The sequence below is a fragment of the Variovorax sp. W1I1 genome (assembly GCF_030815625.1).
GTDB lineage: Bacteria > Pseudomonadota > Gammaproteobacteria > Burkholderiales > Burkholderiaceae_C > Variovorax > Variovorax paradoxus_C.
The window spans coordinates 2,771,071-2,785,821 of the sequence record NZ_JAUSWZ010000001.1; the positions used below are offsets into that span (position 1 = coordinate 2,771,071).

At 67.9% G+C, this 14,751-nt stretch carries 12 protein-coding genes; 6 read left to right on the forward strand and 6 right to left on the reverse strand.

Going from position 1 to position 14,751, the window contains the following annotated elements; genetic code table 11:
- Positions 1 to 9 precede the first annotated feature (9 nt).
- The 5 genes from QFZ83_RS12995 (at position 10) to QFZ83_RS13015 (ending at position 5,354) form a co-directional block, all read left to right on the forward strand.
- Complete coding sequence (locus tag QFZ83_RS12995) at positions 10 to 942, forward strand: ABC transporter substrate-binding protein (RefSeq protein WP_307506934.1); 933 nt, start codon at positions 10 to 12, stop codon at positions 940 to 942.
- 10 nt (positions 943 to 952) lie between these two features.
- On the forward strand, positions 953 to 1,879 hold the full coding sequence (locus tag QFZ83_RS13000; RefSeq protein ID WP_307506936.1) for an ABC transporter substrate-binding protein: 927 nt from the start codon (positions 953 to 955) through the stop codon (positions 1,877 to 1,879).
- 13 nt (positions 1,880 to 1,892) lie between these two features.
- The gene (locus QFZ83_RS13005) at positions 1,893 to 2,936 is read left to right on the forward strand and encodes an LLM class flavin-dependent oxidoreductase (RefSeq protein WP_307506939.1); all 1,044 of its coding nucleotides are present in this window, start codon (positions 1,893 to 1,895) and stop codon (positions 2,934 to 2,936) included.
- Positions 2,937 to 3,072: 136 nt separating this feature from the next.
- Positions 3,073 to 4,023 carry a sulfurtransferase gene (locus QFZ83_RS13010; protein ID WP_307506942.1) on the forward strand — a complete coding sequence of 317 codons (951 nt, stop codon included), beginning with the start codon at positions 3,073 to 3,075 and terminating at the stop codon, positions 4,021 to 4,023.
- A gap of 140 nt (positions 4,024 to 4,163) precedes the next feature.
- Entirely contained in the window at positions 4,164 to 5,354 is a 1,191-nt protein-coding gene (locus QFZ83_RS13015; RefSeq protein ID WP_307506945.1) for a YeeE/YedE family protein, read from the forward strand.
- Here the strand turns inward: QFZ83_RS13015 and QFZ83_RS13020 are convergent.
- From QFZ83_RS13020 to QFZ83_RS13040, 5 genes are all read right to left on the reverse strand, one after another.
- Entirely contained in the window at positions 5,338 to 5,583 is a 246-nt protein-coding gene (locus QFZ83_RS13020) for a hypothetical protein (protein WP_013541399.1), read from the reverse strand. The genes QFZ83_RS13015 and QFZ83_RS13020 overlap by 17 nt on opposite strands.
- Before the next feature lie 25 nt (positions 5,584 to 5,608).
- Positions 5,609 to 5,998 carry a hypothetical protein gene (locus QFZ83_RS13025; RefSeq protein ID WP_307506948.1) on the reverse strand — a complete coding sequence of 130 codons (390 nt, stop codon included), beginning with the start codon at positions 5,996 to 5,998 and terminating at the stop codon, positions 5,609 to 5,611.
- A gap of 19 nt (positions 5,999 to 6,017) precedes the next feature.
- On the reverse strand, positions 6,018 to 8,021 hold the full coding sequence (locus QFZ83_RS13030) for a triacylglycerol lipase (RefSeq protein WP_307506951.1): 2,004 nt from the start codon (positions 8,019 to 8,021) through the stop codon (positions 6,018 to 6,020).
- Entirely contained in the window at positions 8,018 to 9,058 is a 1,041-nt protein-coding gene (locus QFZ83_RS13035) for a DUF4105 domain-containing protein (RefSeq protein WP_307506954.1), read from the reverse strand. The genes QFZ83_RS13030 and QFZ83_RS13035 overlap by 4 nt, the downstream gene beginning before the upstream one ends.
- A 134-nt stretch (positions 9,059 to 9,192) precedes the next feature.
- Positions 9,193 to 11,892 (reverse strand): bifunctional acetate--CoA ligase family protein/GNAT family N-acetyltransferase, encoded by a 2,700-nt coding sequence (locus tag QFZ83_RS13040; RefSeq protein ID WP_307506956.1) that lies wholly within the window; start codon positions 11,890 to 11,892, stop codon positions 9,193 to 9,195.
- 309 nt (positions 11,893 to 12,201) lie between these two features.
- Between QFZ83_RS13040 and QFZ83_RS13045 the strand changes: the two genes are divergently transcribed.
- Entirely contained in the window at positions 12,202 to 13,563 is a 1,362-nt protein-coding gene (locus tag QFZ83_RS13045) for a homoserine dehydrogenase (RefSeq protein ID WP_307506958.1), read from the forward strand.
- Positions 13,564 to 13,566: 3 nt separating this feature from the next.
- Here QFZ83_RS13045 and QFZ83_RS13050 read toward each other — a convergent pair whose 3' ends face one another.
- Positions 13,567 to 14,751 carry an amylo-alpha-1,6-glucosidase gene (locus tag QFZ83_RS13050; protein WP_307506960.1) on the reverse strand — a complete coding sequence of 395 codons (1,185 nt, stop codon included), beginning with the start codon at positions 14,749 to 14,751 and terminating at the stop codon, positions 13,567 to 13,569.

Sequence of the window (14,751 nt, forward strand, 5' to 3'; positions counted from 1 at the left end):
TCCTTTCCCATGATCCATCGCAAGAACATTCTTTCCGCGCTCCTGGGCGCTGCCATGCTGTTGCCTCTGGCGGCCTCGGCGCAGCGGGCTGCCGCCGCCGACGACTTGAGTCCGGAACAGGCCGGCCGTCCGCGTTCGCAGAAGGTCGAGGAGGCCGTCAAGCTCGCCAAGGATTTCAAGTTCGTGAAGGAGGGCGTGCTGGTCGTCGGTACCACCACGGGACGGCTGCCGCTGGCGGCGTACGCCACGGACACGAAGACGCCCGTGGGCAATGCGCCCGACATCGCACAGCTCGTGGCCGACAGCCTGGGCCGCAAGCTCGAGCTGGTCTCTACCGTCTGGGCCGACTGGCCGCTGGGCCTGCAGTCGGGCAAGTTCGACGTGGTGGTGTCCAACGTGACCGTCACCGAGGAGCGCAAGGAGAAGTTCGATTTCTCCACCTACCGCAACGACCAGTTGGGCATCTACGTGAAGTCCGACAGCAAGCTCGGCGCGATCAAGGAGCCGAAGGACATCGCCGGGCTCAAGCTCATCGTGTCGGCCAGCACGAACCAGGAGCAGATCCTCTTGCGCTGGAACAAGCAGAACATCGCTGCCGGGCTGAAGCCGGTGGAGATCCAGTACTACGACGACGATGTGGTGCAACGCCTCGCGCTCCAATCGGGCCGCGCTGATGCGTATGTCGGCCCCAACGCCCTGGCTGCCTACGAGGCACGCGACGGCAAGACACGGCTTGCAGGCCTCGTCTCCGGCGGTTGGCCGCTGAATGCCGAGATCGCGGTCACTTCGCGCAAGGGCTCGGGCATCGCCGAAGCGATCACCGTGGCGCTGAATGCGCAGATCAAGAACGGCAACTACGCGAAAGCCCTGTCACGCTGGAACCTGAGCTCCGAGGCGATCGAGGTGGCGCGGACCAACCCGCCCGGCTTGCCGAAGAACTGAGGCGAGCGGAATGTCTTTCAGAAGCAAAGCCGGCGCACTGGCCGCCTTCGGTCTGATCGCTCTGACGACGGTACATGCCGCCGACAAGTTCGACTTCAGCCCCGAGCAGAAGGGTCGCCTGCACACGAGCAAGGACGCCGAAGCGGTCGCCGCCATTCCCCCGGGCTTCAAGTTCGTGAAGGAGGGCGTGCTGACCATCGCTATCGCACCGTTCGCGCCGCCCATCTCCACCTATGCCACCGATGCGAAAACCGTCGTCGGCTTCGATCCCGACTTCGCGCACCTCATTGCCGAATCGCTGGGTCTGAAGCTCGAACTGCAGCCCGTCGCCTGGCCCGACTGGCCGCTGGGCCTCGCCTCGGGCAAGTACGACGCGGTGATCTCCAACGTGGGCGTGACCGAGCAGCGCAAGGAGAAGTTCGATTTCTCCACCTACCGGCTCGGCCTGCACGGCTTCTACGTGCGCACGGACAGCGCCATCAAGTCGATCAAGGAGCCGAAGGATGTGGCGGGCCTGAAGCTCACGACCGGCGCCGGCACGAACCAGGAGCGCATCCTGCTCGAATGGGACCGCCAGAACGTGGCCGCGGGCCTGAAGCCGATCGCGATCCAGTACTACGACGACGATGTGACGCGTTGGCTGGCAGTGACCACCAAGCGCGTCGATGCCAACTTCAACCCCAACGCACCGCAGGCCTACGAGGCGGCGAAGAACGGGCAGCTTCGGCTGGTCGGCACGGTGAATGCGGGCTGGCCGCTGAAGTCGGATGTGGCGGTTGCGACGCGCAAGGGCAGTGGTCTCGCGACGGCGCTGAGCACAGCGGCCAACAACCTGATTCGCAGCGGCACCTACGGCAAGGCGCTCGCGCGCTGGAGCCTTGCGGAAGAGGCGCTGCCGAAGTCCGAGATCAATCCCCCGGGCCTGCCCAAGTTCTGAAAGCGGCGACACCGTGGCGATCCACCACATCGGCTTCCTCACACCCGGCAACTACGCCGAGGCCAACCCGCTGGTCGGCCTCGAAGCGGCGCTGGCGCTCTTCGAGTTCGGCGAGCGGCGCGGCTTCGACAGCGCCTGGGTGCGGCAGCGGCATCTGGAGCGCGGCGTGTCGTCGGCCACGACGATCCTCGCGGCTGCGACGCAGCGCACGCGCCGCATCGAGCTGGGCGCCGCGGTGATCCAGATGGGGTACGAAAACCCGTTCCGCCTCGCCGAAGACCTCGCCACCGTCGATGTGCTCTCGCGCGGCCGGCTGCAGGTGGGTCTGAGTGCGGGCGTGCCGCCGCACGGTGCGTTGCTGGGCAACCGCTTCTACGATGCGGCGCCGAACACCATCGACTTCACGCACAAGCGCGTGGCGCGCCTCAGGGCCAACCTCGAAGACGTGTTGCTCGGCGACGAGGACACCTTCGTCGAGTCGGCGGGCGGGCGTGTGCGACCGCGTGTGCAGCCCTATGCGCCGGGGCTGATCGACCGGCTCTGGTATGGCGGCGGATCGCTGCGCTCGGCCGAGTGGGCAGGGCGCAACGGCTTCAACCTGCTCTTGGGCAACGTGCTTTCGGGTGAGCACACGGATGACTTTCTGCAGGCGCAGTCGGCCCTCATCGAACGCTACCGCGCAAGCGAGGCCGGGCCGCGCGCGGGCAGGGTGGCGCTGGGCCGCGTGATCGTGCCGCTCGATGGCGCCGATGCGGCCACGCGAAGGCGATACCGCGAGTTCGCAGCGAGCCGCATCGAACGCACGCTGACGCCGCAAGGCGAGCGGCGCACGCTCTTCGCAACGGACCTCGTGGGCACGTCCGACGAAATCCTGGAGCGGCTGCGCAAAGACCCGGTGCTGCCGCAGGTGAGCGAGCTGCGCGTGGAGCTGCCCTACAACTTCGCGAGCGACGAGTACGAGCAGATCCTGGACGACCTCGCGCGCCGCATCGCGCCGGAGTTGGGATGGCATGCAACGGCCGAGCCCGTGCGTGAGCCCGCGCTGCTGGTCGCTTGATGCCGTTACCCTTTTTTCTGCTGGGTGCATTTGCTGAATTGGTTATGGACTTATCGCAAACGCTTCGTTGGTGATCGGTGCCCGCTTGCCTAGAGTCCAGCCTGTCTTTTTCATGATCATTCACAAGGAGTCCCGCATGTCGATTCTCAGCAGATGGTGGCGAGCCGCGTCCTTCGCCACGCTGACCTTTCTGGCCACCTCGCCCGTTGCGTTCGCGCAGGCATCGGCCGACGGCAGCGGTCCGCTCGTCTCCACCGAGTGGCTCGAGAAGAACCTCAAGAACCCGAAGCTGCGCGTGATCGAGGTCAGCGTGAACCCCGGCCTCTACGAGCGCGGCCACATTCCCGGCGCCGTCAACTTCTCGTGGCACAACGACCTGAACGACCGCGTGCGGCGCGACATCGTGAGCCAGGCCGATTTCGAGAAACTGCTGTCCACGGCCGGCGTGGACAAGGACACCACCATCGTCCTGTACGGCGACAACAACAACTGGTTCGCGGCATGGGGCGCCTGGGTGTTCGACCAGTACGGCCTCTCGAACGTGAAGCTGCTCGATGGCGGCCGCAAGAAGTGGGAGGCCGAGAACCGGGGCCTCGACAACCGCGCGCCCGAGTACGCCGCCACCCGCTTCAAGGTGACGCAGCCGAACCCGCAGATTCGCGCGCGGCTGGCCGATGTGCTGGCCGTGGCCGAGGGCAAGAGCGACACGAAGCTGGTCGACATCCGTTCGGCCGACGAGTACAGCGGCAAGATCTTCGCGCCCGCCGGTGCCGCCGAGTTGGCGGTGCGCGCGGGCCACATCCCCGGTGCGGCCAACGTGCCGTGGGGACGTGCGGTGAATGAAGACGGGACCTTCAAGTCGGTCGCCGAGCTGAAGGCGCTTTACGCGGGCGTGGGCATCGATGGCAGCAAGCCGGCCATCACCTACTGCCGCATCGGCGAGCGATCGAGCCACACCTGGTTCGCGCTCAACAGGATTCTTGGCTACAAGAACGTGCGCAACTACGACGGCTCGTGGACCGAATACGGCAACGCCGTTGGCGTGCCGGTCAACAACCCGAGCGGCACGGTCTGGGCTTCCAAGTGAGCAATCTGGAGGTGGGTTGAAGGATGAGTTCGAGGTGAGTCGGAGTCGGGTTGCCTTCATCGCAACTTGACGGACGACTTTTGAGCGAGCCCTCGGGCTCGCTTTTTTTATGGATTTTTGATGGATCTGCCGGAACGGACATGACTACTTCATCGCTTTCACTTTCCCGCACCGGCCTCGTTGCTGCAACCGCGACGCTGCTGCTGGTCGCCGCCGGCGTGCACCTGCTCGGCGAACGCAGCGGTGGCCGGGCGCTCGCATTCGCGCTCGGGCTGGGCGCGGTGCTCGGCGTGGTGCTGCAGCGTTCGCGCTTCTGCTTCTATTGCCATGCGCGCGACTATTTCGAAGGCGGCGATGCGCGCGGGCTGCTCGCCATCGTGGCCGCGCTCGCGGTCGGCACGGTGGGCATGCACGTCGTCATGACGGGCTGGCTGCCGGTGCCGCAAGCGGGGCGCCTGCCGCCCGATGCGCACATCGGTCCGGTCAGTTGGGCGCTGGTGCTCGCCGGCTTGGCCTTCGGCGCGGGCATGGTGGTCTCGGGCTCGTGCATCAGCGCGCACTGGTATCGGCTGGGCGAAGGCTCGCCGACCGCGCCGTTCGCACTGCTGGGGGCTGCAGGTGGGTTCCTGCTGGGCTTCAACAGTTGGAACTGGCTCTACAGCGCCACCATCGCCACCGCGCCGGTGGTGTGGTTGCCGCATTACCTGGGCTATGCGGGGTCGGCGGTGCTGCAACTGGCGTTGCTCGGCGTGCTGAGCGCCGTGCTCTGGCGACGGTTGCCCGCAGCCAAGGCGCCGGCTTCAGCACCTCGCAGCTTCGCCGCGGCGCTGCGCGGCTTGTTGCAGGGGCGGTGGGCGTATGGATGGGGCGGCATCGCGGTCGGTGCGATTGCGGTGACCGTGGTGCTGCGGCTGCGCCCGCTGGGCGTGACGGCCGCGCTGGGCAGCGCCGCGCGCGACCTCGGAGATGCGCAGGGCCTGTTGCCGCAGCGGCTCGATGGGCTTGACGGCTTCGGCGGTTGCGTCACCGCCGTGGTCGAGAGCCTTTGGCAGACGCCCAATGCATTGCTCGTAGGCGGCATCGTGGCAGGCGCACTGGCCGCAGCACTCGCGAGCGGGCAGTTCAAGCCCGCATGGCCGAAGCCGGGTCAGATCGTGCGCGGCCTCGGCGGGGGCGTGTTGCTGGGGTGGGGCGCGATGACCGGGCTCGGCTGCACGGTCGGGAACCTGCTCTCCGGCACGATGGCCGGCGCGTTGTCGGGCTGGGTGTTCGGTGCGAGCGTGCTGTTTGCGGTGTGGGCGGGGTTGCGGGTGCTCAATCGCGGTCGATGAAAACGCCTGCGCACAGCGCGATGCCGACGACGTAGAGCAGCCAGGTCCACGGCACCGCGTAGGGATAGAACATCAGCGCCACGCCGAGCCATTTGCTGCGCCGGCGCCCGGAGCGCTTGCCCCACCGGTAGGCCGCGATGCCGGCGAGGCCGAACACCACGGCGCCGAAGATGTAGGCCGGGCTCGGCAGGGTGATGCCGAGCGACTGCAGTGCTTGCAAGTTGTCCATGGGGCGCTATTAACGCACGCCAGTATTACGCCCGCAGTGGGCCGAAGAAACCGGTGATCTTGAGGATCCGGCCGCCGTCCTCCGAGAACTCGACGTAGTCGAAGCCGTCCATCTCCAGGCCGTAGGCCGTGCCGTCGGCTTCCAGCGGTGCCGGCGATTTCAGCAGCCACGCGAAACGGCCGACGGTGTGGTGCACGTCGAGCTGGCTGGCCGGCACGATGAAGGCGCCGGGGTAGCGGGCGCGGAAGTCGAGGATGACCGCGGCCAATTCCTCGGGGCCGGTCGCGGTCGGCGTGATGGGGTCGGTGTAGGTGCTGGCGGGCGTCCAGCACAAGGCCAGCGCCTCGCGGATGCCCTGTTCGGTGGCCTGGGACCAGGCGGAGGAGTAGGTTTGAACGGTGGCTGAATGGGTCACTGGGTTTCCTTGTCGTGCTTCATCGAGAGCAGGGCGACCCTTCGGCCGCGCCCGCACCGGGAAGCTTGACAGGGGCGTCCTGACAACGTGGTGTCAGCAGGAGTTGTTCCCTGAGGATGCGCCGGATCTCCAGGATGGCCAGCGGGTTCTCCTGCACGCTGTGCGCCGACCGAAGCACCAGCTCGGACGCCGCGCCGTCCAGGTGGGCGCTTTCGTAGGGCACGATGCCGTCGCTCGACAGCGCCTGCACGACACCCGGCGTGTCGTTGCCGATGATCGAGTGGAAGCGCACGCGCGGGTTCATCGGCAGGTCCGACGACATCTGCACGAAGGCGTCGCGGTCGCTCAGGTTGTCGATGCTGTTGGGAATGCGCAGCGGCCCGATGTCCTGCTTGCCGGGCGCAATGCGCATCAGCTCGCGGGAGATGTCGTTCAACTGCCCCAGCATCGCCACCGGCAGCGTGATGAGGTTGGCCACCCAGCGCGCGATGCGGTTGTTGGCGAAGGGCGTGCCGCGATGCGGCGAGGCGATGAAGATCGCGTCGCTCACTTGCGGCAGCGGCTCGAAGCGCAGGTAGGGCGCAAGCCGCTGCTCCATGCGCTGCTGCTGCGCACCCTGCATGGGGTAGCTCGCGAGGATCGTGTCCCACAGCTTGTCGCCCGACGAAGACACCAGAAGGCGCGAGAGCACGCCGCCCATGCTGTGGCCGATCAGCGTGATGTTGCGCGAGGCCTCGGCCTTGCCCGTCGGGTCGAAGTGCGCGAGCGTCTCAGTGATGGCCTGCCGGATCGCGAAGTTGTTGATCGCGAGCGGCGCGTTCGTCGGGTAGTACACCTGCCAGATCTGGTAGTTGCGGCGCAGCGTTTCGTCGCCCAGCACCTCGTTGGCCACGTTGATCCACGCCTCGGGGCTGCTCGCCAGGCCGTGCAGCATGATGACCGTGCGCCGGTTCGGGTCGTAGGGCTGCATCAGGTAGATGCGCGGCTTGGTGAGCCCGTCGGCGCTGCCGAAGAGGCTGCGCAGCGCCTGCCGCGCGAAGTCGGAGCGCGCGAGCCAGAGTCCGTAGCCGGAGGTGAAGTTCGCGGCGAGCGGAACGTCCTGCTCGGCCAGCCGCGTGGTCGAGGTGCGGTAGGGGTCGAACACCACGATGCGCGCGGTGTGCGTGGCGAGCACCTGCCGCAGGTCCGTACCTTCGAAGCGCAGGAGCGCGGTGAGGCCGGGGAAGGGCATTTCGCTGTAGGGCGGCGTGTCGTCTTCGGCCTTGCTGTCCAGGGGGCGGGGCGAGGGCGCCGGCTGGTTGGTCTCCACCACCAGCTCGGCGCCGAAGCCGTCGCGCCGGTAGGTGTTGCGCAAGCCTGAGAAGGTGAGCGAGGCGGCGGGAATCAGCGCCTGCGGCACCGGGTCTTCAGGGCGCAGCTCGAGCGCGGACAGGTCGGTGTCGATGCGCCAGGCGCCCACCTGCGGCACGCGCGGCAGCGCGTCGTCGCCCACGCGGCCGCCCTGGCGGTAGCGGCTGAAGAGGCCGGTGATGGCCTGCTGCACCGCGTAGTTGTAGTAGTCGCGCACCTGCGTCTGGCGGTCTTCGAAGGCCCGGTCGCGCGGCTTGCGTGCGGTGAAGAACAGGTAGGCGTAGGCGTGGCGCGCGGACTCCAGGTATGCCTCGATGGTGTCGGGCGCGGCAGGCCCGGCGGCGGCACCGCTGGACTTGCCGGCCGCGAGCGCGACCTGCAGCCAGACTTCAGACAGGGCGGAGAGCCGCTGTTCATCGCTGAGGCCGGTGGAGTCGGCCAGCGCTTGGCGGCAGACCTGTCCGTTCGCGGTGCACTGGTCGGCGTCCGAGCCGATCACGCGCAGCACCTCTTCTGCCGAGGTGCTGAGCTTTCCGGTGATGAGTACGTCGCCGCGGCGTTGCGCAAGGTATTCGGATGGCGAGATAGAGCCTACCGTCACGCCTGCGCAGCCGCCCAGCAGAAGGGCGGCGCACAGCAGGGTAGGCAGTGCCAGGAAGCGCGAAGCCGTCACGGCTTGGCCCCAGCATCGACCGCCATTTCGACACCCGGCAAATCGTTCCGGATGGCTCGCGAGAAGCTTTCCGTGCCGGGGTTGCGATCGAATGCGCGCGCACGTTCGGTGATGCGTCCGGCCGCGCGCAATTCCTCCATGCCAAGGCCGGGCGTCAGCGCGCCGACGTCGTGAAGGTACTCGGGCAGGTAGCCCGAGGCCAGCAGCCGCCAGTCCATCGGCAGTCCCGGCACCACATGCTTGGCGAGCGCGTAGACGATGGTCGTGCAGTTGGCGGTGAGCGTGTTGTAGAAGCTCGGCGCGCGCACGAGCGCCGCGCCTTCGCCGAGGTAGCCGAGGAACAGCGAGCGCATCTCGGCTTGCGGCAGGCGCACGCGGTACATGTAGACGTCTTCGCCGCGCACGTTGGTGCGCACGCGCAGGATGTCGTGTTCGTCGGCCGCGACGAGGCTGGTTTCGAACTCCTTGAAGAAGCCGCCGACGGACGAGAAGCTCTCGCCGCGCTCCTTGCGTATCTCGATGGAGAAGGTGACGAACTGGCCGTCGTCGAAGCCGAAGGACACGAGCGTGTGGGCGATGGCCGGGCCGGCCCAGTAGGAGAGCGACACATCGACCGAGCGAATGCGGTCGAGGTCGTAGCGGCGGATTTCCCAGCGCGGTGTGTAGTCGGTGTCGCTGCGCCAGTCGAAGTTGCGCACGTTCTCCATGGTCACCACGTTCCCCTCGACCCGCGCGACGAGCTGCCGCGCCACGTCGTCGGCCCAGACCCGATTTTGCGAGGGCAGGATGGTGCCCCACCACGCGAGCACCATGGCGAACCCCACGGCATAGGAGAGCAGGGCGCGTGCCGCCTTGCCGCGCCACAGCAGCGCGATCGCCACGAGGCCGAAGCCGGCCCAGAGCACGCCGGCCGCGATCTTGAGGGCGGGCGTTGCCGGCAGTTGGTACCACAGGGCTGCACAGGCCCATGCGGCCGAGAGCAGCACGGCGAGCGAGGCCGCGAGACGGCCGGAAAAACACAACAAGGTTCGGATCATGAAGAGGGGGGAAGCTGCGGAGGCACCGAAGCATAGAGCTTGCCCAAGACCGATCCGAGCCCTCGCTGATCAACAGCGCATCAGCAGCACGCCCCCAATGCCCCCAATGCCCTCGAACGCTCCGTACCCAAAGCCTACAACTGGTAAGTCACGAGCTTGAAGTCGGGGTCCTCGGGGAACGACTTCACCGTGAAGCCCAACCGGCGCACCAGCTTCAGCATGTCGGGGTTGTTGGCGAGCACCAAGCCGTCGACTTCCGACAGGCCCCGGTCGCGCGCGACGTCGATGATGCTTTCAAGCAGCCGCGAGCCGATGCCCTTGCCGCTGAACTCGTCGGCCACCACCAGCGAGAACTCGCAACTGGTCTGGTCGGGGTTGGTGACGTAGCGCGACACGCCCACGATGCGCTCGCTGTCGAGAATCGTGCCGTCGGGCGCGTTGCTGCGCTCCATCACCACGGCCACCAGCGCCATCTCGCGGTCGTAGTCGATGAGCGTGAAGCGCGACAGCATCGAGGGCGGCAGCTCGTGGAAGCGCGAGACGAAACGGAACCAGCGGCTCTCGGGCGAAAGGCCCTGCACCAGCGCCTGCAGCATCTGCGCGTCGTTCGGATGCACGGGACGCACGGTGTAGATGTCGCCGCCCGTGCCGGGCAGCGGCCACTCGCGCCGGTAGCGCGCGGGGTACGGCATGATGGCCAGGTGCTGGTAGCCGCTGCCCACATGGCCCGCCACCGCCTGCGGGCTGCTGTCGACCACGATGCGCGCATCGACCGACACCGCGCCGTGCTCGTCCACGATGATGGGGTTGATGTCCATCTCGCGCAGCTCGGGCAGCTCGCACACCATCTCCGACACGCGCAGCAGCACGTCTTCGAGCGCTTCCATGTTCACCGGATTCGCGCCGCGCCATTCGCCCAGCGTCTCGGCCACGCGCGAACGTTCGATCAGGCGGTGCGCGAGGAACTGGTTGAGCGGCGGCAGCTCCATCGCGCGGTCGTTCATGAGCTCGATCATGGTGCCGCCCGCGCCGAAGACGATGACCGGGCCGAAGGGCTCGTCGGTCACGAGGCCGACGTAGATCTCGCGGCCGCGCCGCGCCTTCACCATCTTCTGCACCGTCACGCCGTTGATGCGCGCCTCGGGCGCGAGCCGGGCGACGCGCTCCATCATCTCGACGTAGGTGTCGCGCGCGCTGGTGCCGTTCAGCACGTTGAGCGCCACGCCTTCGACGTCGGACTTGTGGCTGATGTCGGGCGAATCGATCTTCAGCGCCACCGGAAAACCCAGTTGCGTCGCGATCATCATGGCCTCGTTGGCGCTGCGCGCGAGCAGCGTGCGGGTGATCGGGATGTGGAAGCACGACAGCAGCGACTTCGACTCCATCTCCGTCAGCACCTTGCGCCGCTCGGCCAGCACGCTTTCGATGATGAGGCGCGCGCCTTCGATGTCGGGCTTGGCCAGGGCCGAGAGCGGCGGCGGCGTCTGCTGCAGCAACTGCTGGTTTTGATAGAAGGCCGCGATGTTGCCGAAAGCGCCCACCGCCGCCTCGGGTGTGCGGAAGCTCGGGATGGTGGCCTCGGCCAGCACGCCGCGCGCAGGGCCGACGGACGCGTCGCCCATCCAGCAGGCGAGCAGCGGCTTGTTCATGGGGCGCGGAATGTCGGCGAGGGCGCGCGCCGTGGCGGCGGCATCGACGCCGGCCTTTGGGGAAAAGATGGCCAGCACGCCGTCGATCTGGCTGTCGGCCGAAGCGGTGTCGATGGCGGCGCGATAGTGGGCAGGCGTGGCGTCTTCGGAAAGGTCGATCAGGTCCGTGAGCGTGGCGAGCGGCGGCAGCGTGGGGTGCAGCAGCTTCTGCGCGGGCGTGGAGAGCTTGCCCAGGTCCAGTCCGATCTCGTTGATCCAGTCGGCCGCCAGCACGCCGGGGCCGCCGCCGTTGGTGACCACGGCGAGCCGCTTGCCCACGGGCCGGTAGCGCGAGGCCAGGCACTTGGCGGCGGAGAACAGCTCGACGAAGGAGCGCACGCGCACGGCGCCCGCGCGGCGCAGCGCGGCATCGAAGACGTCGTCGCTGCCGACGATCGATGCGCTGTGCGTCTGCGCGGCCGCGTTGCCCGCGGGCTTGCGGCCGGCCTTGAGCACCACCACTGGCTTGGCATGCGAGGCCGAACGCAGTGCGCTCATGAAGCGGCGCGCGTCCGAGATGCCTTCGAGGTACACGATGATGCTGTGCGTGGCCTGGTCGTTCGCGAGGAAGTCGAGCACCTGGGGAATGTCGACCGACGTATGCGGGCCGAGCGACACCACGCTCGAAAAGCCGACGCCGTTCTGCCGCGCCCAGTCGAGCATCGAGGCGGTGAGCGCGCCCGATTGCGACACCAGCGCGAGCGGCCCGGCCTTGGCCAGCGGCCCCGCGACGCTGGCGTTCAGATGCAGCAGCGGGCGCTGGAACCCAAGAGAGTTGGGCCCGAGTAGGTGCACGCCTTCGCGGCGCGCGATCTTGCGCCACTGCGCCGCCTGCTCCGAGGCGATGCCATTGGAGATGACCACCGCGGCCTTGCAGCCGATGCGCCCGGCGATCTCGAGGGCGGCCGCCACGTCCTGCGGCGCGAGCGCGATAAGGGCGAGGTCGGCATGCGTCTGCGAGAGTTCCTCGAGCGTGCCCTTGGTGCGCACGTCGAGAAAGCGCAGCGTGCCGTCGAAGCGGTCGGCACGGAAGGCTTCGCGCAGCACGCGGCCCGATGCGGTCTGGCCGCCCGGGTCACTGGCGTTGCCGACGAAGGCCACGGCGGAGGCGGGGGCGAAGAGCGGGGTCAGGAAGTGCTTGTCCATGCGCCAAGTTTGCACCTATAGCCCGGGCCTGTGCTATCGGCCGCACGGCTCCTGTACACTCCGCCTCCCATGTCGTGCCTCCAACTCCATACCGCATCCACCGCCGCCCGCATGGGCCGGATGATGCCGCCTGCATTCCCGCAGGCAATGGGTGCACGAATGATTACCTCCATTACCACCGCGGCCACCTGAGCACGCGCAGGTGGCCGTTCCGGCAGCCACCTGGTGAATCGCTCTTCTCCCCGAAGGAATGAAAACCCAGCTCTGGCAGTTGGGTTTTTTGTTTGTTCTTTCGTTCGGAGAAGTCCCATGTACCGCGATCCAGTCCTGTCCCTTCAGCCCCTTCACGGTGTTCCCGTGGCCATGCGCCCGCTGCGCGTGGGCATGATCGGCATCGGCACCGTTGGCTCGGGCACCTTCCGCGTGCTGGCCCGCAACCAGGCGGAGATTGCCGGCCGGGCCGGGCGGGGCATCGAGGTGGTGATGGTGGCCGCGCGCAACCTGCAGCGGGCCGTCAGCATCGTGGGCGACGGCGTCCCGCTGACCGATGACCCGATGCACGTCGCCACGCACCCCGACGTCGATGTGCTGGTCGAAGTGGCCGGCGGCACCGGCCCGGCGCGCGACTGGGTGCTGGCGGCCATCGCGCATGGCAAGCACGTGGTCACGGCCAACAAGGCGCTGCTGGCGGAGCACGGCGCCGAGATCTTCGGTGCGGCGCGTCAGCACGGCGTGGCGGTGGCGTACGAAGGCGCGGTGGCGGTCAGCATCCCCATCGTGAAGGCGCTGCGGGAAGGGCTCACCGCGAACCGCATCGAATGGGTGGCGGGAATCATCAACGGCACCACCAATTTCATCCTGAGCAAGATGCGCGACGAGGGCCTGGACTTCGCCGTCGCGCTCGCCGAGGCGCAGGCCCTGGGCTACGCCGAGGCCGACCCCGCCTTCGACATCGAGGGCATCGACGCCGCGCACAAGCTCACGCTGCTCGCCGCCAATGCTTTCGGCTCACCTGTGCGCTTTGCCGATGTGCAGGTGGAAGGCATCACCGCGCTGCAGGGCGTGGACGTGGCCTGCGCGGAAGAGCTGGGCTACCGCATCAAGCTGCTGGGCATCGCGCGCCGTCGGGAAGAGGGCATCGAACTGCGCGTGCAGCCCGCGCTCGTGCCAGCCGCGCACCTCATGGCGCATGTGAACGGCTCGATGAACGCGGTCATGGTCAAGGGCGATGCGTCGGGCGTGACGATGTACTACGGCGCTGGGGCCGGCTCGGAGCAGACGGCATCGGCCGTGATCGCCGACCTGGTCGATGTGGCGCGGCTCGATGGCACGCATGCCGTGCAGCGCGTGCCGCACCTGGGCTTTCATGCGCATGCCATGAACGAACTGCCGGTGTTGCCACGCGCTGCCGTGCGGACTTCCCATTTCCTGCGCGTCCCCGTGCATGCGGCGAATCAGATCGAAGCGGTTGCAACCTTGCTGGCCGGACAACAGCTGCCGGTGCAGCAGGTGGTGCTGGCGGCGGAGCGGCCGCAGGCCGGGCCTCAGGTGCTGGTGCTGACGGGACTGGCGATGCAAAGCGCGATCGACCTCGCCGTGCATGCGCTGCAGGCGCACCCGGCAGTGAATGGCGCTGTGACGACGTTGCGGGTGGAAGCGCTCGCGGGCTGAGCGTTACCAGGCGTCCGAGCGCCCCTGGAGGGCGCGTTGGGCCAGCAAAAAGGTCGCCGCGTTCCAGCTCTGCCCGGCCATGCCCATCGGCGCCAGCGTCTTGCCGTGGAACCACTCGGTGAAGCGCCAGTCGCCGAGCGAATTGACGTGCGCGAGTCGCGCGAGTTCAGCGTGTGCGAGATCGTGCCGGCCCACGTTGGCCAGCGCCATCACCCAGAAGCCGCCGACGAACGGCCAGATGCCGCCGTTGTGGTACTGGTGCGCGTCGTTCTGCTGGTGGCGTCCCATGTAGGGCCGCCACAACTCGTGCTGGCGCGACAGCGGATGCAGCACGACGCGCACCGGGTACGGATCGGCCGCGCGCGAGTTCGCGATGGTGTCGACGATGCGGCCGGCCATCTCGGGTTCGGCGAGGCCGGCCTGTATCGCCAGTGCGTTGCCGAACACGTCGCCCTCGTTTCCGACGAACGCGAAGTTGACGAAGCTGAGGTAGAGCGCCGGGTCGCGCCGCCCGCGCCGCGCATAGTGCCGCAGCAGCCGCGCCCGGTGGTATTCGGGCAGGTCGCTCTGGAACGGATTGAACATGTGGTTGAAGTGGTGCCGCGTTTCCTCGGCATGGTCGAGCGCGAAGCGGCGCTTGACGTCGTACCAGAGCGCGTTGCTGTACAGCACATAGCCCGAGCGCGGCATGATGTCGGCCCAGTCGCTCGCCTCGTTCTGCTGCAGCAGCCGAAAGTGCTGGTGCTCCTGCGCCAGCAGCCAGCCGATGGCACGGGCCACGCCGTCTTCCCAGTGGGATGCGCCGACCTTGCCGTGGCGGCGCACATGGTCCACCGCGATCAGCCACCACAGCGTGGCGTCGATGCAGCCGAGATACCAGAAGTCCGCATCCTGGCCCTCGGGATCGACGTACTTCGGAATCTGTCCGTTGGCCGCCTGCTGCGCCGCGAGCGCATCGAGGCTCGCGACCGCGCCTTGCTCCAGCGTGGGCACGCCGCTGCCGCACATGGCCATCACGCAGATCGCGGCATCGCGCCCGAAGATGCGCGTGTAGCGCCGCGCCACGGCGGCTTCGGTGCGGCTCGCGGCCAGGATGCCGTGCGGCGTCAGGTTGCTTTCGAGGAGCGCGAGCGAGGCCTGCGAGCAGGCGTCGATCAGCGCGAGCGAATCGGTGTCGGGCATCGTCAT

Coding starts and splice junctions, on each gene's coding strand:
- QFZ83_RS12995 (WP_307506934.1), top strand. CDS start 10: ATGATCCATCGCAAGAACATTCTTTCCGCGCTCCTGGGCGCTGCCATG.
- QFZ83_RS13000 (WP_307506936.1), top strand. CDS start 953: ATGTCTTTCAGAAGCAAAGCCGGCGCACTGGCCGCCTTCGGTCTGATC.
- QFZ83_RS13010 (WP_307506942.1), top strand. CDS start 3,073: ATGTCGATTCTCAGCAGATGGTGGCGAGCCGCGTCCTTCGCCACGCTG.
- QFZ83_RS13015 (WP_307506945.1), top strand. CDS start 4,164: ATGACTACTTCATCGCTTTCACTTTCCCGCACCGGCCTCGTTGCTGCA.
- QFZ83_RS13020 (WP_013541399.1), bottom strand. CDS start 5,583: ATGGACAACTTGCAAGCACTGCAGTCGCTCGGCATCACCCTGCCGAGC.
- QFZ83_RS13035 (WP_307506954.1), bottom strand. CDS start 9,058: ATGATCCGAACCTTGTTGTGTTTTTCCGGCCGTCTCGCGGCCTCGCTC.
- QFZ83_RS13040 (WP_307506956.1), bottom strand. CDS start 11,892: ATGGACAAGCACTTCCTGACCCCGCTCTTCGCCCCCGCCTCCGCCGTG.
- QFZ83_RS13045 (WP_307506958.1), top strand. CDS start 12,202: ATGTACCGCGATCCAGTCCTGTCCCTTCAGCCCCTTCACGGTGTTCCC.
- QFZ83_RS13050 (WP_307506960.1), bottom strand. CDS start 14,751: ATGACGATGCCCGACACCGATTCGCTCGCGCTGATCGACGCCTGCTCG.